This window comes from Aliiroseovarius sp. PTFE2010 (assembly GCF_049943335.1).
Lineage (GTDB): Bacteria > Pseudomonadota > Alphaproteobacteria > Rhodobacterales > Rhodobacteraceae > JBNFVY01.
On the sequence record NZ_JBNFVY010000007.1, the window covers coordinates 70,015 to 92,417 of the forward strand.

Annotated in this window: 24 protein-coding genes; 14 read left to right on the plus strand and 10 right to left on the minus strand. The window is 61.5% G+C overall.

Annotated elements, in window-relative coordinates; all coding sequences use genetic code 11:
* Positions 1-84 precede the first annotated feature (84 nt).
* Positions 85-750, plus strand: a complete 666-nt coding sequence (locus ACP2AV_RS11305; RefSeq protein ID WP_426372827.1) for a thiamine diphosphokinase — start codon at positions 85-87, stop codon at positions 748-750.
* Here ACP2AV_RS11305 and ACP2AV_RS11310 read toward each other — a convergent pair.
* Positions 747-1,112, minus strand: a complete 366-nt coding sequence (locus ACP2AV_RS11310) for a YbaN family protein (RefSeq protein ID WP_426372828.1) — start codon at positions 1,110-1,112, stop codon at positions 747-749. The two genes, ACP2AV_RS11305 and ACP2AV_RS11310, sit on opposite strands and share 4 nt — an antisense overlap.
* A gap of 445 nt (positions 1,113-1,557) precedes the next feature.
* On the opposite strand from ACP2AV_RS11310, the gene rpiA reads away from it, so the two are divergent.
* From rpiA to ACP2AV_RS11340, 6 genes are all read left to right on the plus strand, one after another.
* Entirely contained in the window at positions 1,558-2,343 is a 786-nt protein-coding gene (gene rpiA, locus ACP2AV_RS11315; protein WP_426372829.1) for a ribose-5-phosphate isomerase RpiA, read from the plus strand.
* Between the two features lie 22 nt (positions 2,344-2,365).
* Positions 2,366-3,724, plus strand: coding sequence for a glutathione-disulfide reductase (gorA, locus tag ACP2AV_RS11320; protein ID WP_426372830.1), 1,359 nt, complete (start codon positions 2,366-2,368; stop codon positions 3,722-3,724).
* 69 nt (positions 3,725-3,793) lie between these two features.
* The gene (gene hflK / locus ACP2AV_RS11325) at positions 3,794-4,942 is read left to right on the plus strand and encodes an FtsH protease activity modulator HflK (protein ID WP_426372832.1); all 1,149 of its coding nucleotides are present in this window, start codon (positions 3,794-3,796) and stop codon (positions 4,940-4,942) included.
* The gene (hflC, locus tag ACP2AV_RS11330; RefSeq protein WP_426372833.1) at positions 4,942-5,817 is read left to right on the plus strand and encodes a protease modulator HflC; all 876 of its coding nucleotides are present in this window, start codon (positions 4,942-4,944) and stop codon (positions 5,815-5,817) included. The genes hflK and hflC overlap by 1 nt, the downstream gene beginning before the upstream one ends.
* 1 nt (position 5,818) lies before the next feature.
* Positions 5,819-6,016 (plus strand): DUF2065 family protein, encoded by a 198-nt coding sequence (locus ACP2AV_RS11335; RefSeq protein ID WP_426372834.1) that lies wholly within the window; start codon positions 5,819-5,821, stop codon positions 6,014-6,016.
* Positions 6,017-6,275: 259 nt separating this feature from the next.
* Positions 6,276-7,691 (plus strand): DegQ family serine endoprotease, encoded by a 1,416-nt coding sequence (locus tag ACP2AV_RS11340; RefSeq protein WP_426372874.1) that lies wholly within the window; start codon positions 6,276-6,278, stop codon positions 7,689-7,691.
* A 90-nt stretch (positions 7,692-7,781) separates the two neighbouring features.
* On the opposite strand, the gene purU is transcribed toward ACP2AV_RS11340, so the two are convergent.
* The 3 genes from purU to ACP2AV_RS11355 form a co-directional block, all read right to left on the minus strand.
* On the minus strand, positions 7,782-8,669 hold the full coding sequence (purU, locus tag ACP2AV_RS11345) for a formyltetrahydrofolate deformylase (RefSeq protein WP_426372836.1): 888 nt from the start codon (positions 8,667-8,669) through the stop codon (positions 7,782-7,784).
* Positions 8,670-8,770: 101 nt separating this feature from the next.
* Positions 8,771-9,553 carry an FG-GAP repeat domain-containing protein gene (locus ACP2AV_RS11350; protein ID WP_426372837.1) on the minus strand — a complete coding sequence of 261 codons (783 nt, stop codon included), beginning with the start codon at positions 9,551-9,553 and terminating at the stop codon, positions 8,771-8,773.
* The gene (locus tag ACP2AV_RS11355) at positions 9,553-9,876 is read right to left on the minus strand and encodes a 2Fe-2S iron-sulfur cluster-binding protein (protein WP_426372838.1); all 324 of its coding nucleotides are present in this window, start codon (positions 9,874-9,876) and stop codon (positions 9,553-9,555) included. The genes ACP2AV_RS11350 and ACP2AV_RS11355 overlap by 1 nt, the downstream gene beginning before the upstream one ends.
* A gap of 114 nt (positions 9,877-9,990) precedes the next feature.
* Here ACP2AV_RS11355 and ACP2AV_RS11360 point away from each other — a divergent pair, with 114 nt between their 5' ends.
* Positions 9,991-10,341, plus strand: coding sequence for an OB-fold nucleic acid binding domain-containing protein (locus ACP2AV_RS11360; RefSeq protein WP_426372839.1), 351 nt, complete (start codon positions 9,991-9,993; stop codon positions 10,339-10,341).
* A gap of 87 nt (positions 10,342-10,428) precedes the next feature.
* On the opposite strand, the gene purD is transcribed toward ACP2AV_RS11360, so the two are convergent.
* Positions 10,429-11,691, minus strand: a complete 1,263-nt coding sequence (purD, locus tag ACP2AV_RS11365; protein WP_426372840.1) for a phosphoribosylamine--glycine ligase — start codon at positions 11,689-11,691, stop codon at positions 10,429-10,431.
* 567 nt (positions 11,692-12,258) lie between these two features.
* On the opposite strand from purD, the gene ACP2AV_RS11370 reads away from it, so the two are divergent.
* Positions 12,259-12,744, plus strand: a complete 486-nt coding sequence (locus ACP2AV_RS11370) for a hypothetical protein (protein WP_426372841.1) — start codon at positions 12,259-12,261, stop codon at positions 12,742-12,744.
* Between the two features lie 50 nt (positions 12,745-12,794).
* Positions 12,795-14,312, plus strand: coding sequence for an exodeoxyribonuclease VII large subunit (gene xseA, locus ACP2AV_RS11375; RefSeq protein WP_426372842.1), 1,518 nt, complete (start codon positions 12,795-12,797; stop codon positions 14,310-14,312).
* A gap of 4 nt (positions 14,313-14,316) precedes the next feature.
* Here the strand turns inward: xseA and ACP2AV_RS11380 are convergent, their stop codons facing one another.
* On the minus strand, positions 14,317-14,688 hold the full coding sequence (locus tag ACP2AV_RS11380) for a hypothetical protein (protein ID WP_426372843.1): 372 nt from the start codon (positions 14,686-14,688) through the stop codon (positions 14,317-14,319).
* Positions 14,689-14,776: 88 nt separating this feature from the next.
* Positions 14,777-15,811 carry an alkane 1-monooxygenase gene (locus ACP2AV_RS11385; RefSeq protein WP_426372844.1) on the minus strand — a complete coding sequence of 345 codons (1,035 nt, stop codon included), beginning with the start codon at positions 15,809-15,811 and terminating at the stop codon, positions 14,777-14,779.
* A gap of 122 nt (positions 15,812-15,933) precedes the next feature.
* Here ACP2AV_RS11385 and ftsY point away from each other — a divergent pair, with 122 nt between their 5' ends.
* The 4 genes from ftsY to ACP2AV_RS11405 are packed head-to-tail and all read left to right on the plus strand — an operon-like array spanning position 15,934 to position 19,509.
* Positions 15,934-17,292 carry a signal recognition particle-docking protein FtsY gene (ftsY, locus tag ACP2AV_RS11390; protein WP_426372845.1) on the plus strand — a complete coding sequence of 453 codons (1,359 nt, stop codon included), beginning with the start codon at positions 15,934-15,936 and terminating at the stop codon, positions 17,290-17,292.
* A gap of 6 nt (positions 17,293-17,298) precedes the next feature.
* On the plus strand, positions 17,299-18,201 hold the full coding sequence (locus tag ACP2AV_RS11395) for an EamA family transporter (RefSeq protein ID WP_426372846.1): 903 nt from the start codon (positions 17,299-17,301) through the stop codon (positions 18,199-18,201).
* Position 18,202: 1 nt separating this feature from the next.
* Positions 18,203-18,817 carry an inner membrane-spanning protein YciB gene (locus tag ACP2AV_RS11400; RefSeq protein WP_426372847.1) on the plus strand — a complete coding sequence of 205 codons (615 nt, stop codon included), beginning with the start codon at positions 18,203-18,205 and terminating at the stop codon, positions 18,815-18,817.
* Between the two features lie 53 nt (positions 18,818-18,870).
* Positions 18,871-19,509 carry a hypothetical protein gene (locus tag ACP2AV_RS11405; RefSeq protein ID WP_426372848.1) on the plus strand — a complete coding sequence of 213 codons (639 nt, stop codon included), beginning with the start codon at positions 18,871-18,873 and terminating at the stop codon, positions 19,507-19,509.
* 10 nt (positions 19,510-19,519) lie between these two features.
* Here ACP2AV_RS11405 and ACP2AV_RS11410 read toward each other — a convergent pair whose 3' ends face one another.
* From ACP2AV_RS11410 to ACP2AV_RS11420, 3 genes are all read right to left on the minus strand, one after another.
* Positions 19,520-20,221: a glutathione S-transferase N-terminal domain-containing protein gene (locus ACP2AV_RS11410; protein WP_426372849.1), complete on the minus strand. Its 702-nt coding sequence runs from the start codon at positions 20,219-20,221 to the stop codon at positions 19,520-19,522.
* A gap of 24 nt (positions 20,222-20,245) precedes the next feature.
* Positions 20,246-21,157: an alpha/beta fold hydrolase gene (locus ACP2AV_RS11415; protein ID WP_426372851.1), complete on the minus strand. Its 912-nt coding sequence runs from the start codon at positions 21,155-21,157 to the stop codon at positions 20,246-20,248.
* Between the two features lie 598 nt (positions 21,158-21,755).
* The gene (locus ACP2AV_RS11420) at positions 21,756-22,244 is read right to left on the minus strand and encodes a luciferase family protein (RefSeq protein ID WP_426372852.1); all 489 of its coding nucleotides are present in this window, start codon (positions 22,242-22,244) and stop codon (positions 21,756-21,758) included.
* Between the last annotated feature and the right edge of the window lie 159 nt (positions 22,245-22,403).

A 22,403-nucleotide genomic window follows, 5' to 3' on the forward strand; every position in this document is an offset into this window, starting at 1 on the left:
GGTTCGCAAATAAGAACAAAACCGCGGAAATTGCGGTATTTTTTCCGGGCAGGAATGTGGCGCGTTTCCATTTTGGGGACATTCATGCACAATTTCGACATAATTCGACACTTTTTGGCGCCCGTAACGCTCATTGGCGCCGGGGAAGCTTGTCACAATGTGATTACTGAATGCTTGATCCACGCGAAAAACGTTGTGGCAGCAGACGGGGGCGCGCGCATCGCCCTGTCCGCCGGGGTGATTCCCGACGCTGTAATCGGTGATTTCGACTCGATTTCAGCGGCAGATATGGCGCAAATCCCTGCGGATCGATTGTTTCGCATTCCAGAACAAGACAGCACGGACTTCGACAAGTGCTTGGCGCGGATCAAAGCGCCGCTGATCCTGGCTGCGGGGTTCCTGGGTGCGCGCAGTGACCATGCGTTGGCCGCGTTCAATACGTTGGTTCGCGCGCAGGCGATGGTGATCCTTGTCGGGCCCCACGATGTGGCGCTGCATCTGCGCGGTGGGCGGCGGTATTGTTTCAATTTGGTGGATGGCGCGCGTGTGTCGCTGTTTCCCATGATGCCTGTCTGCGGAACTAGCAACGGATTGGCTTGGCCGATCGACGGCATCAAGTTTGCCCCCGGCGGGCGGATCGGCACGTCGAACAGGGCGGACGGGCCGGTGGAAATCGCGATGGATGGGGATGGGATGATTGCGCTCTTTGACTTTTCCGATCTGCACCGGGTGCTGACGGCATTGGGCTAGGGGCGGGCGCCCGACGGCCGGGTCAGCACAAACAGGGCCGCGCCGCCCAGGCATAGCCCCTGGATGACGAGCAGGATCGGCTTGAGCCCCATTGCCAACGACAGGGCGAAAACCGCAATCATCGCGCCAACCCCGAGCGCCTTGGCCCTCGGAGCAATGGCGCCCTCTTCTTCCCATTTGCGGATTGGGGGGCCCAGATGCCCATGATCGATCAGCCAGATCCGGGCGCGAGGCGAGCCTTTGGAAAAGCAAAACGCCGCCAAGATCAAAAGCGGGGTGGTCGGCAACAGCGGTAACACGATGCCGATCACGCCAATCGCGACCGACAGCCAGCCTGCCGCCATGTAAAAATGCCTGCTCATATCTGTCTCATATACGATCTGCATTTCCAAAACACTGCCCGAAACGCCGGATAGGCCCAAATCGCGTCCAGTGTATCAGGCGGCAAAGCCGTATTGCGGTGGAACGTGGGGCAGTGATCGACTGTCGCAGGACAAAGCCGATGCTTGGGTGGCTTTGTCCGGTGGTGGGTTGAAATCGCGGCCGTGGCCTTGGAACCCGGCAACCAGGGTCGCGCGGGACCGCAGGGGGCTGTGATCTGCCAGTATCCTGCCCACGATTGTCGCACGCAACATGCCCGCACACCGCGCAGCCTGTTTCGGCGTCAGGATGGGTCCGGTGGGGTCATGATGCAAGATAGGGTGAGCGCGGGCATTGTAAAAGTCTTGGAAACATGACCCGTTTTGCGCTCGCACGCCACGGCGATCTTTCCTATAACCACGCTCACATCTGCTCAGGAGCCTCGCCATGTCGCAAAACCTTTCCCCCATCGACACTGCCAAATTCGTGTCCGCCAAGCGCGCGGTCGAATTCGTCGAGGACGGGATGAAACTGGGGCTGGGCACCGGATCGACCGCCGCATGGATGGTGCGTTGCCTGGGCGAGCGTGTCCGTGAAGAGGGGCTGCAAGTCAGCGGGGTGCCAACATCGACCCGCACCGCTGAATTGGCCCGCCAGCAAGGGATCAAGGTGATCAGTTTGGACGAGGCCAAGTGGCTGGACCTGACGATCGACGGGGCCGATGAATTTGACCCCGAGCAGAACCTGATCAAGGGTGGCGGCGGGGCGCTGCTGCAGGAAAAAATTGTCGCAACGGCCAGCGACCGGATGCTTGTGATCACGGATGCCAGCAAACAGGTCGACTGTCTCGGTGCCTTTCCGCTGCCGATCGAAGTGATCCCATTTGGCTGGCAGACCACCAAGATGTTGGTGGAAGAGTTGCTGGGATCAATGGATGTCCTGGGGCATTCGGCCAGTCTACGCATGAATGGTGACAGCGCCTTTGTGACCGACGAAGGCAATCACATCCTGGATCTGCACCTGCATCGTATCGGCAACGCGCGCCAATTGGCGATGGTGCTCAACCAAGTGCCGGGCGTGGTCGAAAACGGGTTGTTCATTGACGTCTGTGACGTGGTTGTGATCGGCCACGGGGATGGCAAGGTTGAAACGCGTGACATAAATGCGGGAACGACGGAAGAAGAACAAATTGATCTGATCGAGAGCAACAACATTTTTTCCGATCTCGATTAGCGCACACAGAGGGGAACACGACATGGCCTTTGACTATGATCTCTTCGTTATCGGCGGTGGATCGGGCGGCGTGCGCGCGGCACGGATCACTGCAGCCGACGGCCACAAGGTGGCGCTGGCCGAAGAATTCCGCATGGGCGGGACCTGCGTCATCCGCGGCTGCGTTCCCAAAAAGCTGATGGTGTTCGCATCGGGCTATGCGCGCAGCATGGCCGAGGCCAAACAATACGGCTGGGACGTGCGCGTGGGGAAATTTTCCTACGCCGACTTCCAATCGAAACTGAAAAAAGAGCTGGAGCGTCTGGAAGGCATCTATACCAAGAACGCCGAAGGCGCCGGGGTCGAAATTTTTCACCAGCGCGCCGTGGTCAAGGGACCGCATGAGGTCGAGCTGGCTGATGGCTCGGTGAAATCGGCCAAGCATATTCTTGTGGCGACTGGCGGCACGCCCTTCGTTCCGGACACGTTCGAAGGGCACGAACTGGCCATCACATCGAACGACGTGTTCGACATCAAGAAGCAGCCCAAAAGCATTCTGATCGTTGGCGGCGGGTACATCGCCTGCGAATTTGCCGGTATCTTTAACGGTCTGGGCATTGAAACGATCCAATACTACCGCGGCGCGCAAATTCTGCGCGGGTTCGACGATGAATCGCGCGGCATGATTTCCGAGGCAATGATCGCGCGCGGCGTTTCCCTGCACGTGGGTCGCGATGTCGAACGGCTGGAAAAGCGCGACGACCAGATTTTCGTCAAGGCCACTGACGGGCATGAATGCGTGGTTGACCATGTGCTCTATGCCACAGGGCGCAAACCCAACACCAAGGGCTTGGGCCTGGAAGACGCCGGCGTCAAACTGGGCCGCTGGGGCAAGGTTGAGGTCGACGAGTATTCGCAAACCAATATCCCGTCGATCTATGCGGTGGGCGACGTGACCGACCGGGTCAACCTGACCCCTGTCGCGATCCGCGAAGCCGTGGCTTTTCACGAAACCGTCTTCAAGGGCAACCCGACCAAGCCCGATCACACGCTGATTCCGACGGCGGTATTCACCCAGCCCGAATACGGCACCATCGGCATGACCGAAGAACAGGCCCGCGACGATCGCCCGATCCAGGTCTATACGGCCGCCTTCCGTCCGATGCAGAATGCCTTTATCGGCAACGACGAACGCGTGCTCTTCAAGCTCATCGTTTGCGCCGAAAGCCGCAAAGTGCTGGGTGCGCATATCATCGCGCCCGGCGCGGGCGAAATGATCCAGGTTCTGGGCGTGGCCATAAAGATGGGCGCGACCAAGGAAGATTTCGACGCCACGATGGCGGTGCACCCCACCATGGCCGAGGAAATCGTATTGATGAAGGAACCGGTGCGAAAGGCTTGAACCTCAACGCGTTTATGCCCATTTCTACCGGAAACACAAAGCCAGGCGACCAGAAAGGAACCAATACCTATGGCCAGCAACAATGGCGGCCCCTGGGGGGGAGGCGGCGGAGGCCGCAGACCCGGGGATGACGAAAACCAGGGTCAGCGCCCCAATGGCGGCGGCAACCAGCCCCCGCAGATCCCCGAGATCGACGAGATCATGAACAAGGGCCGCGAACAATTGCGTGTGCTGATGGGTGGCAAGGGCGGTGATCGCCGTGGCACCGGCGGCGGCAATGGCGGCGGTGGTCCGAAATTCAACCGCTCAACCCTCGGGTTGGGGGTCTTGGCCTTGTTTGCCCTGTGGGCGTTCAATTCGTTCTATACCGTGCGGCCAGAAGAGCAGTCGGTTGAACTGTTCCTGGGCGAATTTTCGTCCGTGGGTCAGCCGGGTCTGAATTTCGCGCCATGGCCTGTTGTCACCTATGAAAAGGTGCTGGTCACCAATGAACGGACTGAAGACATCGGCGTTGCGACCACGTCGACCAGTCAGGCCGGTCTGATGTTGACGACGGATGAAAACATCGTGGATATCGACTTTCAGGTTGTCTGGAACATCAGCGACCCGGCGCAATTCCTATTCAACCTGCGCGACCCACAGGCGACGATCCGCGCTGTGTCGGAATCGGCCATGCGCGAAATCATCGCCGCCAGTGAACTGGCGCCGATCCTGAACCGTGATCGTGGTTTGATCGCGTCGACAGCGCAGACCCTGATCCAAAGCACACTCGACAGCTACGATGCAGGCATGAATGTGGTGCGGGTCAACCTCGACAAGGCCGACCCGCCGCGCGAAGTGATTGATGCGTTCCGCGAAGTGCAGGCGGCCGAGCAGCAGCGCGACCGTCTGCAACGCCAGGCAGACGCTTACGCCAACCGCGTTTTGGCTGGCGCCCGTGGTGAAGCGGCCCAGATTTTGGAAGAAGCCGAAGCATATCGCGCCAGCGTTGTGAACGAAGCCGAAGGTGAAGCCAGCCGTTTCCTTGCGGTTCTTGCGGAATATAAGCAAGCCCCGGAAGTGACGCGCAAACGCCTTTATCTTGAAACGATGGAGCAGGTGTTCGGGGGGGTCGACAAGATCATCCTGGATGAAGGGGCCGAAAGCAGACAGGGCGTTGTGCCCTACCTGCCGCTGAACGAGCTGCGCCGAAGCACCGACACCGGAGGGTCTAACTGATGCGTACCGTATCCGTCCTGGCGATTGCCGTTATCGTCGCCATCATCGTGGCCTTGTCTTCGATCTTCATTGTCGATGAACGTGAAAAAGCACTGGTCCTTCAATTTGGACAGATCAAGGCCGTCAAAGAAGAGCCGGGCCTGGGCTTCAAGATCCCATTGATCCAGGAGGTCGTGAAATACGATGACCGTATCTTGTCGCTGGACACCGCCGAAATCGAAGTGACGCCGTCCGATGGACGCCGCTTGGTGGTTGACGCCTTTGCGCGCTTCCGCGTCGCAGACGTGGTGCAGTTCCGCCAAGCCGTCGGGGCTGGGGGTATACGCGCTGCTGAAAGCCGGCTGGATTCGATCCTGAACGCGCAGATCCGCGAGGTTCTGGGTGAAACGGATGTCACGTCCAACACGATCCTGTCGTCCGACAGGGCTGCTCTGATGACCCGGATTCGCGATCAGGCCCGGGCCCGGGCCCTGCCGCTGGGGGTCGAAGTGGTCGATGTGCGTCTGAAACAGACGAACCTGCCGCAGCAGAACCTTGGCGCCACGTTCGACCGGATGCGGGCCGAGCGTGAACGCGAAGCCGCCGACGAAATCGCGCGCGGTGAAGAAGCAGCCCAGAGGGTACGCGCCCAAGCAGACCGGACGGTGACCGAACTGGTGTCCGAAGCGAACAAGAACGCCGATATCACGCGCGGTGAATCTGATGCCGAACGCAACCGGATTTTTGCCGAAGCGTTTACACAAGACCCCGAGTTCTTTGAATTCTACCGGTCGCTGACAGCGTATCAACGCGGTCTGCAAGGGTCGAACACGTCGATGGTGATTTCGCCTGACAGCGAATTCTTCGACTACCTGAAATCGGATCAGGGGCGATAACATGGCGCTTCTGATCCTGGGATTGGGATTGGTGCTTGTGATCGAGGGGCTGGCGTTCGCGCTGGCCCCTTCGCGTTTGGAAGACGTAGTTCGGGCGATTGCCGATATGCCAATCGGCACGCGCCGGGCCATAGGTCTGGGCGCCATGGCGTTGGGGCTGGGCCTGTTGATCGCGGCCCGTTCGATGGGCGCATTTTGATCATCACGCCCGTGTCACGTCCATTTGAGCCGGCGCGATAGGGTTTGCGTTGTGCCCCGGGGTTCCTATCTTATTGTCAGACACGGCTGAAAATGGCTGGTCCGGCAGCGCGATCCGAGGCAATTTGTTCACGGCACCGGGCTATCTGCAGACGGGCGGGACCCGAGACCTCAGAGGAGAATTGAGTGTGAAACACCAGCAAATCGCAACGATAGAACCACAGACCCTGCAACGCGGCCCCGTGCGCCTGTTCATGGTCATGAGCATCGGTGTGATCCTGAGCCTTGCGCAGGCCACTATGGGCTATGCACGCGGCGCGCCGGACAGTTTTGCCGATCTGGCCGATCAGGTCAGCCCGGCTGTGGTCAACATCACCACCGCCACAATGGTCGCGGCGCCCACCGGCCCCAACCTTCCCAATTTTCCCGAAGGTTCGCCCTTTGAGGATTTCTTCCGTGACCTGTTGCCCCCCGGACAAGGTGACGGCAACGGCGATCAGCGCCGCAACCGCCGAAGCCAGGCGCTCGGTTCAGGGTTTGTGATTTCCGAAGACGGGTACATCGTGACGAACAACCACGTCATCGATGGCGCCGACGAGATCGAGATCGAGTTCTTTTCAGGCGAGACACTGGATGCCGAATTGGTCGGCACCGACCCAAAAACCGATATCGCGTTGCTGAAGGTCACCAGCGATGAGCCCTTGGCCTTCGTCCAGTTTGGTGACAGCGAAGCGGCCCGCGTCGGTGACTGGGTCATGGCAATGGGCAACCCGTTGGGCCAGGGGTTCTCGGTCTCTGCCGGGATCGTGTCGGCGCGGGGCCGTGCGCTATCGGGCACGTATGACGATTACATCCAGACCGATGCCGCCATCAACCGCGGCAATTCGGGCGGGCCACTGTTCAATATGGACGGACAGGTTATCGGGGTGAACACGGCGATTCTGTCACCCAATGGCGGATCGATCGGGATCGGCTTTGCCATGTCTTCGCGCGTCGTCACCACCGTGGTCGAGCAGCTCAAGGAATTCGGTGAAACCCGCCGGGGCTGGTTGGGCGTGCGTATTCAGGATGTCACTGACGATGTCGCCGAAGCGATGGGGCTGGCCAGTGCTGCCGGTGCCCTGGTCACGGATGTACCGGAAGGGCCTGCCGCCGAGGCTGGCATTCAAGCGGGCGATCTGATCGTCAAATTCGACGGGCGCGAGGTGGAAAATGTCCGCGAGCTGGTGCGCCAGGTCGGTAACACCTCTGTTGGCAAATCGGTGCGCGTGGTGGTCCTGCGCGACGGCAAGACCATGACGCTGAACGTCACGCTTGCGCGCCGCGAAGAGGCGGAAAACCAACCCATCCCGACCTCGGCCCCGGCCGGTCAACCGATGGAAAAAGAGGTGCTGGGCTTGACCCTGTCGCCCATGACGGACGATCTGCGCGAGCAGCTTGGCCTGAGCGGAAGCGTCGACGGGCTGGTGGTGCGAAATGTGGCCGAAGATGCCCAAGCCTATGAAAAAGGGCTGCGGGCGGGTGACGTCATCACCGAAGCGGGCCAGCAAAAGGTCGCCAGCGTGGATGATCTTGAAGACAGGATCGACGACGCGAAGGACGCGGGCCGCAATTCGCTTTTGTTGTTGGTCAACCGGTCAGGTGACCCACGCTTCGTGGCGCTGAGCATCGACTGACCCTGTCCACACGACCTGTCAAATGGAATGGGCTGCCCTTGGGCAGCCCATGCTGTTTTGTTCACAACGATTGATCGGCGCGCCGCCGGATCAGCCCATCCGCTCTGACGCATACCCACCGGGCGAGGCGGGAAATACCACGGTCTTGGTGCCATTCAGGAACACCCTGTGGTGGATGTGGGCATGGATCGCGCGCGAGAAGACCTGCGCTTCAACGTCTCGCCCCAAGGACACGTAATCGGCAGGCGATTGGGCGTGGGTGACACGCACGGTGTCCTGTTCGATGATCGGCCCTTCATCCAGATCGGCCGTCACGTAATGCGCCGTCGCCCCGATCAACTTCACGCCGCGTTGGAACGCCTGTTTGTAAGGGTTGGCCCCCTTGAACGATGGCAGGAACGAATGGTGGATGTTGATGATCCGGCCGGACATTTTCCGGCACATGTTGTCGGACAGAATTTGCATGTAGCGGGCCAGTACGATCAACTCGGCGCCGGTGTCTTCGACCACCTGCATGATGGCGGCTTCGGCCTCGGGCTTGTTCTGCGGTGTGACCTTGATGTGGTGGAAGGGGATGTCGTGATTCACGACGAGCTTCTGGTAATCCATGTGGTTGGAAATCACCGCCACGATGTCGATCGGCAGCGCGCCGATCCGCCAGCGGTAGAGCAGATCATTCAGGCAGTGCCCGAACCGGCTGACCATGATCACCACTTTCATCTTTGTGCTTTCGTCGTGGATGGCCCAGGCCATCGCGAACTGTTCGGCCACGGGGGCGAACCCCTGCACCAGCGCCGCGTCATCCAGCCCTTTTTCCGACACGAAGCTGACGCGCATGAAGAACTGATCGGTTTCGGGATCGTCGAACTGCGCGCTGTCGGTGATGTTGCAGCCCATATCGGCCAGTTTGGTCGAGATCGCGGCCACGATCCCGCGGCGCGAGGGGCAATTGACGGTCAAGACATGGCTGGTGGTCACGGGGTGGTCTCCTGTTGCTGCAGCCTCTTACAGCGCGCGCGCGGGCATTTCCAGCCGGTTCCAGCGGGTTGCACGGTGGGATCGTCAGCCTTTTGTCGCGATCAGCGCTGGCACGCAAGGTAGGGGGCAAAGCTGGTGCGATCCACATAGGGCCCTACGGCGCGCGTTTGCAGCCCGTCCCGTGTCAGACGCGTTTGCATGACCGACCGCCAGTTTTCATCTGCCGTGTAAATCACCGGACCTTTGCCGCAGTTGGTGACACCGCCCTGAATGAAGGCATCGCCAATGCGGTGGTTGGTCAGGCCCGTCAGGTTGTCGACCTCGCTCAGGATTGGGCCGCTGTCAGTTTGGGTGTACGACACAACCCGCAGCGTCTTGGCCAGGTGCGGTTGCTCTACATAGGCGATGTCAATGCGCCCGTCGGCATCGAAATCTGCAATCCCGACAGGGGCCAGCCAGCGATTGGTCTGCCCGATGGGGCGCGTGCTGGCCAGGTCCGCGTTGGCCAGATCATACACAGTCAGAGACGCCCCATCGCCCGGACTGCTGACAATAGTCACGATATCCGGCAATCCATCGCCCGACACATCGACGATCCGAGGGGCGATGTCTTCGAAGATCAGGGGGACGGGGATGCCGATTGACGCTACCGGGCCCGGCAAGTTGAGGGCCGATTGCCCAATGGCGGTGGCCGACAGCCCAAGGCTGGTCCATTCTTGCGTATTGCCCAACACGTTGTGGCCATAGGCCCGGTCGCGCTGCTGTGCGCCATAGCAGACACGGGTCAGGTATATGCCGTCGCCCTGCGTGCAGCCCCTGTCCTGCGCCGCCAGCGCGCCAGGCAGCGCGACCGCCAGCGCAAGGGCCCGCGCTAATGTGCGCATCAGATCTGTTTTTCAGGCAACTGCACGACCAGCCCGTCCAGATCGTCGGTCACCTTGAGCTGACAGGTCAGGCGCGAACGTACGGGATCGGGTTCATAGGCAAAGTCGAGCATGTCTTCTTCCATGGGATCCTTGGCGGGCAGTTTCTCCACCCATGCCGGATCGACGTAGACATGGCAGGTCGAACAGGCGCAGGCCCCGCCGCAATCCGCGTCGATGCCCGGAACGCCATTGTCGCGCGCGCCTTCCATGACGGTCAGGCCATTGGCCACGTCGATTTCATGCTTGGTTCCGTTGTGCTCAATATAGGTAATCTTGGCCATGGGTGCCTCGGTATCAATTCGCTCGTGCAGGCACATAGGCCATTGTGGCCGAATTTGCCAGTGTTGCGATGGGGGCTTGTGCATACGGCAAGGTGTTCATACTTTGTTCCCCAAATGGTGACCCTTTCCCCGCATGACTGGCCGCGCCCGCCGCAGGCCATTCCGCATGTGCTGCTGGATCGCCCGCCGCAGGGCGCGCGGGTGACCGTGGCAGGGTTGGTGTTGGTGCGTCAGCGGCCCGGCACGGCCAAGGGGGTGATCTTCATCACGCTTGAGGATGAGACGGGGATTGCCAACGTGGTGGTCTGGCGCGCGCTCTACGAACGGTTCCGGCGCGCGGTGATCGCCGGGCGGATGCTGCGTGTCACCGGCAAGCTGGAGCGCCAGAACGAAGTGACCCATGTGATCGCCGAACAGATCGAAGACATATCCTGGATGCTCGACAGTCTGGTCGAAGACCCGTAACCCGGCAGAGCGCCTGCGGCGCACTGGATGAGCGCCTTGCGGCGCGGATCGGGGCGGCGTCGTGTGGCGGGCTGGCGGCAGGGCCCTTTATAGGGCGCGCCAGCCAATATCGGTGCGGTAGAAGCCCTCGGGCCAATCGATCCGACTGGTCATGTCATAAGCACGATCGCGGGCCTCTTGCAGCGTAGCGCCGCGCGCCGTGACATTCAGCACCCGGCCGCCGGTGGCGACGATCTTGCCATCCCGCTCGGATGTGCCGGCATGAAAGACCATGTGCGCGCTGTCTTCGGGCAGATCTGACAGGCCCCTGATTTCCGTCCCTTTTTCGTAAGCGCCCGGATAGCCCTTGGCGGCCATGACCACGGTCATCGCGTGATCGTCGGCCCAATTCACGCGTGCCTCATGCAGGCGGCCTTCGGCGCAGGCCAACAGGTGGTCAAGTACCTGCGCACCAAGGCGCAGCATCAAGACCTGGCATTCGGGGTCGCCGAACCGGGCATTGTATTCCACAAGCCGCGGTTGGCCGTTCTTGATCATGAACCCCGCGTACAGCACGCCCTGATAGGGTGTGCCGCGTTTGGCCATTTCAGCCACCGTAGGTTTTACGATTTCGTCCAGCGCCTTTTGGGTGACTGTATCCGTCATGATCGGCGCGGGCGAATAGGCGCCCATCCCGCCGGTGTTGGGGCCTTCATCGCCGTCATAGGCGCGCTTGTGATCCTGCGCCGTACCCAGTGGCAGAACATTTTCGCCGTCGCTGAGCACGAAGAAACTGGCTTCTTCGCCCTCCATGAATTCCTCGATCACCACTTCGGCCCCGGCGCTGCCAAATTCGCCGGCGAACATGTCGTCGATGGCGCCAAGCGCGGTGGCCATATCCATGGCCACGATCACGCCCTTGCCGGCGGCCAGGCCATCTGCCTTGATGACGATGGGCGCGCCTTGGTCTTGCACATAGGCGCGGGCGTCTTCGGCGGTGTCAAAGCGGGCATAGCTGGCGGTTGGCGCGCCGCAGGCATCGCAGATTTCCTTGGTGAACCCTTTGGATGCTTCAAGCTGCGCCGCGGCCTGGCTGGGGCCGAAGGTCAGCACGCCCGCGTCGCGCAATCGGTCAGCCACGCCGGCCGCCAATGGCGCTTCTGGACCGATGATGACAAAGCTGATCGCATTGGCCTCGCAGAACTGGACCACCGCGTCACCGTTCAAAATGTCCAAACTGGCGCACTCGGCGATTTTGGCGATGCCTGCGTTGCCGGGGGCCACGATCAGCTTGTCGCACTTGGGGTTTTGCATGACCGCCCACGCCAGCGCATGTTCGCGCCCGCCGCCGCCGAGGATCAGGATATTCATGGTCTCGCCCCTTTTTCGCCGAAGTCATCGGGCAGGGTCTAGGATGCCGGAAAGACAAGGGCAAGCGCGATGAGCGAGCAAACGCAGATCAAAACGTGGCAGAGTGCCTCTGTCCCCTGGGCCAAGGCCCGGTTGGCCCATAGTCCCGGCGCGGGTGGAAGGGCGCATATTGGCGGCGCCCGCGAAAGGTGTGCCTGCCCAAAGCTACCGCGCGCGAGGGTTCTGTGATGTCCCGCCGGTGCTGGACCCTGATTGCGTCCATCGGCGCAGGCGTTTGCTGGGGGCTTGGGGGGCGGAATTTTCTGGCGATACCGCCGGGCATGATCGGCGTTGGCGGTTTCTTCATCAAGTTCAGTCAACATCCCGGCAGCAATCGGTCGAAAAGAACCGCGTTTGGCGAATGGTGAACGGATTGGACGAATTGGGACTAGGACGGGGCGCGCGCCTGGATTTGCAACTGGGGGCGGGCCTGTGACGCGCGCGAGCAGGCCAAGCGCGCCAGAGCATTGGCGGCGAATCCGAACCGCGCAGTTGCCCGGCGAAGGGACCATACCGTTTCATCAGCGATTGGCCCAATTCTGCGGCATCCCGGACAAAAAGGCCAAGACGCTAGAGCTGGAATATCGCCGATTCCTATATCTGTCGGCGCGGGTGAGCCAGCGAATCGAACCGGACGCGTTGGTGCGAATGGCCTGGACCTTGCACGCGCGCCATCCCGAATACACCGCTTTTTGTCGCGATACGCTTGGCATTGATCTGCCCCATCGACCGATGCCGCAAGGCGCGGCCTTTGGCGCGGCCCGCTTGCGGGCGCGCGACCAGTATGCCGCCGAGTTTGGCGCGCCGCCCCCGGCCTCGTTCTGGGGCGGATGCGGTGCGCGTTTGCCCGGCAAGCTGGACTTGGGCGTTACTGCAGCCCTTTTTGTTTTTGGCAGCTTGATCATATCTTTGGCAGGTTCGCCCTGGCCCTATCTGGGCGGGGCAATCGTGCTGGGCACCGCGGTCCATGCGGTTTTTGTCGGCGCCCGGGCCCTGCGGCGCCAACGCGCCTGACTGGTCCGGACCCTCTGGCCTATTGCAGTACCCGTGGATAGGGTGCGCCCATGAGCGAGCTTTTAGATGATGGCCCGACGGGCAACACCCCTGAATTTTCGGTCTCCGACCTCTCGGGCGCGGTCAAGCGTCTGATTGAAGGGGAATTCGCCCATGTCCGCGTGCGCGGCGAAGTTGGGCGCACAATGCTGGCGCGAACAGGCCACATGTATTTCGACCTCAAGGACGACAAGGCGGTGATCGGCTGCGTCAGCTGGAAAGGGCAGGTGGCCAAAATGGCGCATCGCCCCGAAGAGGGGATGGAGGTCATCGCCACGGGCCGGATGACCACCTATGGCCCGCAGTCCAAATACCAGTTGAACGTCGAACGCATCGAACCGGCAGGGGCGGGCGCGCTGATGGCCATGCTGGAAGCGCGCAAGAAGGCGCTTCAGGCCGAAGGGCTGTTTGCCGCCGACCGCAAGCAGCCGCTGCCGTACCTGCCCGAAGTGATCGGGGTGATCACATCACCCAGTGGGGCGGTGATCCGGGATATCCTGCACCGTCTGCGCGACCGGTTTCCGCGCACGGTTCTGATCTGGCCGGTCGCGGTTCAGGGTCAGGCCTGCGCGCCAGAGGTTGCGCGGGCAATCGCGGGTTTCAACGCGCTGACGCCCGGCGGCGCTTTGCCCCGGCCCGATCTGTTGATCGTGGCGCGCGGGGGCGGGTCGGTCGAAGACCTGTGGGGCTTCAACGAAGAAGCTGTGGCGCGGGCGGCTGCGGCATCGGAAATCCCGCTGATCTCGGCCGTGGGTCACGAAACCGACACCACTTTGATCGATTACGTGTCAGACCGGCGCGCGCCTACGCCGACGGCGGCGGCTGAAATCGCCGTCCCGGTGCGCGCTGAACTTTTGGCCTGGACTGTCGAGCAGGGCGCGCGGCTGAGCCGGGCGCTGACCGATGGGGTCGCGCGACGGCGCCAACGGCTGGGCGATCTGTCACGTGGCTTGCCGCGGGTGGACACGCTGCTGGATAATCCGCGCCAGCGTCTGGACCGGGCTGACGAACGGTTGCGCGCCGCGCTGGCTGCGCGGGTCCAACGCGAACGCTTGCGATTGGGCGAAGCCAGCGCCGGTCTGCGACCAGCGGCGATGCAAGGGCGGATCGATCGCCAGAAAGATCGTCTGAGCGGGGCGGCAGCACGGCTCGATCCGGCGCGTCTGTCGCAATTGCATCAGCGGCAGGCTGACCGGTATGGCGCAATGGCGCAGAATTTATCGCGGGTAGCCACCGGGCGGCAAGACCGTCTGCGCGACCGGCTGGAGGCCCTGGAGCGGATGCGCCAGTCGCTGGGGTATGTCAAAACGCTCGAACGGGGCTATGCCGTGGTGCGGGTCGGTGACCAGGTGATCACCACGCAAGCGGAGGCGGCGCGCCGCGCGCGGCTCGACATCGAATTTTCAGACGGGCGGTTGCCGGTCATCCCCGAAAGCGGCACGCCGCCAACGTCAGGCGGGCCAACGGCAGCGAAACCGCGCAAGCCCAAGACGCCGAAGGATACGCCCGATCAGGGCAGCTTGTTCTAAACGCTCACGATCCCCACAACGGCCCTTCGCATTCCAGCGGCTTGTCGCGCGGCACGGCGCGGTAGTCAGCTGGATCGTCGTCGCCGACGAAACGGGCGGTCATCGCGGCCCCATCGGCCTGGAACCGCCAGCATTGAGGCGTCAGGTACTCTTCATAAACGAAGCAGATGTCGTCATTTCGTGGGCGCCAATAGCCGAACTTGCACTCTTCGCCGGCAAAGGCCCAGTGCACATTGTAGCCGGTCAGGTAGGTTTCGGTGCCATAGAATACACCGTTCTTGAAGTAATCGAAAGACTTGCCCACGACATGGGCCTGAAACGCGTCCCCCGAAAGGGGCGGGGCCGCGTGGGACGCAAACGGGGCGCCCCATGTCATGGTGACCGCCAGCACGAGCGCTATCGTTTTGAGCTTTCTATGTTCGATTGGATTCGCCTCGCATTTCCATCATGTTGGATTCGATTTGTCAGGGGCCGGTCAAAGTCTGGGCGCGCGCGACACGCGGGTCCATCACGCGCCGCCAAACCGGAGGGATCAGGGCTAGCGTCGCCATGGCCGGAAGTGATTTGGGCAGCAGCGGCGCATCGTCGGGCAGGCCAAGCTGCGGATAGGGCGTCGATGGGCGGGCATGATGATCGGAATGGCGCGGCGCGGCCAGCATCATAAGTGTGGTGAACCAGTGCGGCGCGTTCCAAGAATGACGCGGCCCGACTGGTTCTGGCTTGCCCGAAGGCAGCATGGCCCGGCGCAACCCATAGTGCTGAACATAGTCCGACAGCAGCAGCTGTGATTGGGCATGCCCGCACAGCCCCACATAGGCCAGCAGCACCGCTGGCCCGCAAAACGCGGCCAACAGGATCAACGCCAGCGCGCCGCCGACGTAGAGCGCATAGGGGTTGTGCCATCCGCTGCGGCCCGCGCGCACCTGGCGTGTGCGTTCGGCGCGCAACCCTTCGCGGAACGATCCGATCCAGGCGCGCGGGACCCAGGCGTAATAGCTCTGGCCCATGCGCGCGGAATTGGGATCCGCCGCGGTGGCGACATGGACATGATGCACCAGTGGATGCGCCGAGGTGTGATGCCCGAATAGCAGCGAGATATAGACCCACTTGCCCAGAGCGTGCAGCATGCGCGATCCGCGGTGAATCAGCTCATGCGCGTTGGCGTTGGAGACCTGACCCAAGAACAGGCCAAAGGCGAAAAAGGCAGCGATGCGTTCGGGCCGCGTCAGACCGGTTTCGCCTGCCACAGCCCAGGCGCCCAGGGCCAGTAGCGCAAAATGGGAAAGGGCCAGGATGACGGATAGCCTGTCGGCCCAAGCGGTGGTCGTTTCTGGTTCGGCCTGTCCGGGCAGTGCGGTGAATTCGTCGGCCAGAAACGACAGCGTCGTGATGTAGATCAGCGCTGCCCAAATCCACCCGCCACCAAAGAGTGCGCCGAGGGCCAGAAGCGGCACCATGGCCAGGCTGGCCAATGCAAAAAGTGGGACACGGTAGAACATAGCTTGCAGTCTAAGCAGCGGCGCGGGCGGCGAAAACCGCAAACTGCCGCGCCTGCGCAAACGTGAATGTGGACTTCCATCGGCTGGGCTTTGCGCTTAAGTGACAAGCACTGGAGGCATGCATGGCATTTTTCACAAAGCTCAAGGACCGGCTGTTCAAATCCTCGTCGAAACTTGAAGAGGGGCTCGAGGCCATCGTCAGCGATGGCGGGACGGAAGAAGAGGTCGAGGCGCTCACCCCGAAAGACGCGCCCGACGCTGGCATTGACACCGACGTGCCGCAGGATGTTCCTGAGCCTGAGCCTGAGCCTGAGCCTGAGCCTGAGCCTGAGCCTGAGCCTGAGCCTGAGCCTGAGCCTGAGCCTGAGCCTGAGCCAATTCCCACCCCGGTCACCCCGTCGCCCGCGCCGACCGAAGTGCCTGGCACGGCCCCGCCCGAGGTGCCGCAGCCCGAAGTGCCTGCTGAATTGCCCTCTGAGGCACCGGCTGAAGCGCCGACCCAGCCGCCACAGGAAATCCCTGTCGAGCGGCCCACCGAATTGCCCACCGAAATGCCCGTTAAAGACGCCATTGCAAGCGTCGCCACGCCTGCTACCAAGCCCGGCTTGCTGGGGCGGCTGTTGCGCCGGGACCAGAAAACCGTTGTACGTCGCGAATTGGACGACGACATGCTCGAACAGCTCGAAGAGCTGCTGATCCAAGCCGACATGGGTGTCGATACCGCGCTGCGCGTGACGGCCAACATGGCCGAAGGCCGGTTTGGCAAAAAGCTGTCAGTGACCGAGATCAAAGACCTTCTGGCCGCCGAGATCGCCCGTGTGTTGGAGCCGGTGGCCAAGCCGATGCCCATTTTCCCCAAGACCCCGCAAGTGGTGCTGGTGGTCGGCGTGAACGGTTCGGGCAAGACAACGACGATCGGCAAACTGGCCAGCCAGTTCAAAGCGGCAGGCAAGTCGGTTGTGATCGCGGCGGGCGATACATTCCGCGCGGCCGCCGTCGAGCAGCTCCAGGTCTGGGGCGAACGGGCAGGCGTGCCGGTGATGACAGCGCCCGAGGGCAGCGACCCGGCCAGCCTGGCGTTCGATGCGATGGAACGGGCCGAGCGCGAGGGCGCGGATCTGCTCATGATCGACACAGCCGGGCGCTTGCAGAACCGGCAGGATTTGATGGAAGAGCTGGCCAAGATCGTGCGTGTCATTCGCAAAAAAGACGAATCAGCCCCGCATAATACGTTGCTGGTGCTGGACGCAACGACGGGGCAGAACGCAGTGACGCAGGTGGAAATGTTCCAAAAGCTGGCCGATGTGTCGGGTCTGGTCATGACCAAATTGGATGGCACGGCCAAAGGCGGCGTGCTGGTGGCGCTGGCGGACAAATTCGGTCTGCCGATCCATGCTATCGGGGTGGGCGAACAGATCGACGACTTGCAGCCGTTTGATCCACAGGATTTTGCCAATGCCCTGACCGGCCGCGACGGCTGACCGGATATGAGCGAATGGCTCATGGCGTTGGAAGGCACCCCGGACGGGCATGACCTTGCTCTGTGGTTGGCGCTGGTGGCGGCGTTCCTGCACGCGTTGTTCGGCGCACTGCAAAAGGGGCGCCACGACCCGTGGTTATCGCGCGGCGCGATCGACGCGTCTTATTCGTTGATGGCGATGCCATTCGCGCTGTTCGTCGTGCCATGGCCCGAGCCGCACATGTGGCCGATTTTTGCCGGCGCCATCGTGCTTCACTTTGCCTACAAAATTGCCCAAGGCGTTACCTACAGCCTTGGCGCCTTTACGGTTGTGTACCCGGTCGTGCGCGGCACGGCGCCTCTTTTCGCAGTGATCGGGGCAGGGCTGGTTTTTGGTGAGCGGTTCTCGCTGCTGCAGTGGCTGGGTGTGGGAGTTCTGTTGGCGGGGACCTACGGGCTGGCCGTCTATAACCTGCGCACCATTCGTTTGCAGCGCGAGACCCTGGTGCCTGCCCTGGTCTGGGCCGTGGTCACCGGCATGTTCGTCGCCGCCTATACCACCTATGACGCCTACGGTATTCGCGCCACCGCGAACCCGTTCACCTTTCTTGCGTGGTTCTTTTTTACCGACGGGCTGATCCTGCCATGGTTGGTCGCGCTGCGCTGGCGTCGCATGTCGGACAGACCGGCGCTTGGGCCGCTGGCCGCGCGCGGGATCCTGGGCGGGGTGACCGCCTTTGCCTCGTTTGGTGCGATCATGATGGCCACGCGGCTGGACAGCGTAGGCGAAGCGGCGGTTTTGCGCGAAACCTCGACAGTTTTTGCCGCGCTCATTGGGTGGGTGGTCTTGAATGAACGGGTCGGGCCACGCAGATTGACACTAATGACGATGATCGCGTTGGGCGCGGTCATCGTGGAGTTTGGAGGATAGTGTGACCGACACGCCTGAAAAGCCCATCTCGGCCGGCCTGAAATCAGCCTTGGAACTGGGGCCGCTGCTTCTGTTTTTCGCCGGCTACATGCTGCTGAAAGACCGCGAATTCACCATCGGCGCGGAAACCTATTCCGGGTTCATCGTGATCACGGCCGCGTTTATTCCATTGCTTGTCGCTTCGACACTGATCTTGTGGCGCCTGTCGGGAAAACTGAGCCCCATGCAAATTTTGACCCTGGTGTTGGTGATCGGCATGGGGGGGTTGTCAGTCTGGTTGAACGATGAGCGGTTCTTCAAGATGAAACCCACCATCCTTTATGTGTTCTTTGGCGCGGTGCTGGGATTCGGGTTGACGCGTGGGGAAAGCTACCTTCGGGTTGTAATGGAAGGGCTGATGCCACTTCAGCACGAAGGGTGGCTGATCCTGACCCGCCGGTTCATGGCGTTCTTTTTCGCCTTGGCCGTAGCTAACGAATTGATCTGGAGAAATTTTTCCACGGAACTTTGGGTCAACTTCAAGATTTTCGGCCTGACTATCGCGATGTTCGCGTTTTTCCTTAGTCAGAACAGACTGTTTTCTGCATACGCGGCAGAAGACGAAAATGGCGTATAACAGCCACCTTTCTGCCCGAAATCGTGGTTAACTTTAGCGTCATGAAAAGGATCATGACACTCTATTGGCAGGCTCTCGGGCATTACATGCCGTCCATCTGCGGACGTAAGATTGTCGGGCTGACTCTGTTCGCATGCGTCTTTCTAGGCGCGCAAACAGATATCGGGATCGAATCCTCGGGGGGGATTCATCCTTTGGTTGCCGCAACCACCGTGTATATCCTGTTCATGACCTACGCGAACCTGAGCCGGGTCAAGGGCCTCGTGCTTCGGTTGGAACGGACGATGCGCGATGCCATACTGGCGACAATCGCAGTGTTTGCGGGTGTCTCGGCGGGTGCGCTGATCCTTACCAATTCGGAACTTCTGGCAATGCGCTATTTCACCATGGCCAGCATCGCCTATGCAGTGGTGTACGCCTATGGCTTTGTGAATCGCACCATGTTGACCGATTATCTCAGTTGGCCCTGGAGCGGGCTGACACTGGGCGTGCGGCGCGCCGGGATCATCATGGCTTTGACCTATGTGCTCAGTGCCATTCTGTCTGAATACATGATCGCGAATGGGTCAGTAGGGGCGTGGGCGCTTATGCGATTGGCTTGGCCGGTCGCAGCCCTGCGACTGGGCCATGCCCTGATCGTTGCCGACCAGCTATGGCTGCGCCGAACATCTGCCGCGGTGACGACCGCCTGATCCTACCGCGCTATCGTTTGAACAGGACGTCTTGCGCGGCCTTGTCCTTTGCCAGGTCGCTGCGGTTATCGGCGGCCAGCGCACGTCCCTTTTGAACGGCGGGGCGGGCACCCACGGTGTCCAGCCAGCGTTTCATGTTTGGTTTGTCTTCGAGGGTCTGTTGCTGACCTTCCCACAGACAGGCCCAGGGCCAGATCGCCATGTCGGCAATCGTGAAATCGCGACCGGCGACATATTCATTGTCCGCCAGTTGGCGGTCCAACACACCGTAGAGCCGCGCGACCTCATTGCGGTAGCGATCCTGCGCGTAGGGCAAATCGTTTGGCGGGTCCATCGCCGGGGCGTATTTCAAGAAATGATGCGCCTGGCCGGCCATGGGGCCCAGCCCGCCCATCTGCCACATCAGCCATTGGTCCACCGCGATGCGATCGCGTTCGTTGGGGCCGCAGAATTGCCCCGTCTTGCGCGCCAGGTACTGCAGGATTGCGCCGCTTTCAAAGATGGAAACCGGCGCGCCATCCGGCCCGTCCGGGTCAATAATGGCGGGCATGCGATTGTTGGGCGCGATCCTTAGGAAATCTGGCGCAAACTGCTCGCCCGCCGCGATGTTGACCAGGTGCACGTTGTAGGGAAGGGCCATTTCCTCCAGCGCGATAGAGATTTTCCAGCCATTCGGTGTTGGCCAATAGAACAGATCGATAGGGTGCGTCATTTGAAAGCCTCCTTTGCAATGCGATCAGAATGACGGTTTGCGCAGGATCGGCAAGGGGGGGATGCGCCGGGCACGCGGTATCAGCCGGGACCAACGTCGTTCGGTCTGGTCGGGCAGGTGGCAGGCAAGTAGCGCCAGAGGCAAGCGCGCAGGTTCGCGCAAGAAGGCACTATAGAACTTGAACAGGCCCGGGCGCAGATAGGCCGACCAGTGGCAAATGCGGCGATCACTTGCCCCGATCACGAACCCCATGTCGCGCAAAAGGTCCAGTGTCGTTGGGCAGTCGATCTGGACATCCAGCCAGCGCGGGTCGGGCCGCGGCAGGCCCGCGCCCAGCGTGCGCACCGATGATCCGGGACGCACCAAGGTTTCATACGCCGCATCGAAAAGATCATTTTCGCGGCTGGTGACATTCAACACATCGATCCCACGTGCGCCCGGCGCGCCCAAAGCGGCCTGTGCGGCGTCCTGCATTTCAGCGGCCGCCAACAGAACCATGCGCCCGATGCGCCCGCTGCGAATTTCCGACAATGCAGACAAGGCCACCCGGGTGCCCAACGAATGTGCAACGATATGGACGGGCCGGTCGATCTGGTCGATCAGGCCGGCCAGCGCCTGGCCCGCCCCGATTGCAGCGCGGCGGGCGGACCAGATCGTGCCGCGCGCCTCCCATCCAAGGGCAATGCAGAGCCCTTCGTCGGGGTCCGACTTGCCAAACCCCAAATGTCGCGGCCAGCTGATCGCTTTGCGGCACCGTGATGTTGGCGACAGAGACAGAATATGTTCGTGGGGGGTGGTCGGGCCTGAAGGTGAAAATTTGTAGCCGTGGATCAGTACGATTACCGGTGCTCCGGCTGGAATGGCGCTCAGCGTGCCGCCTAAATCGGCGTCGAGGGTGGCGACATCGCCTTGGACATTTGCGCGGATCAGCGGCATTGGGGTGGCTCCCACAACATCTTGTGGTTGGGTGGTAGCCCGAGCATACGACACCGGCGTGAAGTCCCGGTTACAGCACCGTGACGGGTCAACCAACAAATCGTAAACCGGCCCGTCCGGTGGTGTACAAATTTGCTCGCCAAAATGGTTGGTAACCCGGGCAGAGGCTTTTCATACCGGCCGCAAAAGCTTTATTAAACAGTCACTTGAACGGAGCCGTTGATTACAGCGCCGCTACAGATTTGGGCAGCCATCAGAAGGTTGTCGTGGGCTGACCAGCCTGCCGCAGCCGGCGGCCATCCCGGACATCCATCGGTACAGAGATCGGTACAGAGATCGGTACAGAGAAATGGCCGGGCCACGGGTGACAGCGATCGTACTTGGATCCCTGGATCGAAAACCTGCAAAGGCATCTTCGCACTCAGCAACAGCGACATGACACCAGTGCGCTAACCGATTTATCCCACAGACCTCAGCGCTTTCCTACGGGTTCTACCCAGCTGGATACATTCGCGGAACCAGGCCGCATGTCCCGTCACCCGTGCTGCCGCGCCGCACGAAAGATGCACGACGGCAGCGCACCTTGACGGCGCGGACACTAAATTACCAAGTCCGCGACGCGACCGAGTTTGCCGCAGGCGAAATCATAAGACAGTTGCAAAAGGCCAAGAGCGGTTTCGATTTCCGCACTGTCCCTTGGGGCGTAGACCATGACCGCAGTTTTGGGGATCATACCGGCCGAGGCCATTGGATGCGGCTCGGCCCAGCCCAGTTCGATGATCCGTGGCACGGCATCCTCGGGCAGCATCATATGCATGCTACCGTCTTGCGGTGGGTGAATGTGGGCGAATTCACTGCCGATCATGAAAGCCTCGCGGCAAGCGCATCCATGCCCGTGTTCAAGGCAGAGCGCCTCGGCACCGGGCACCGAAATTCGTGACGGCTGGCGGGTGACAAAGGGAAAGTCAAAGGCGCGGTCCTTGAACGCCCGATAGGCCGCAGCATCAGGGTTCTGGCTGACCTGTGTGTGCGGGGCACACGGCGTCGTGACGGGCGTTGGTCCACTGCGTGGCGGAATTTTCAACATGTTGGTGCATCCTTCATCTGGCAATCCTTGGTCGGTCAGGTCGGGAATTCTGTTCGTTAAACAGTGGCGAGCCGACTACGGCTTTTCCTTGGTCCGGCTTTCCACGCCGCATGTCGCGGCGTGGCCCCTTGCCCGGTGTTGTTGGACATGGCGCCTATC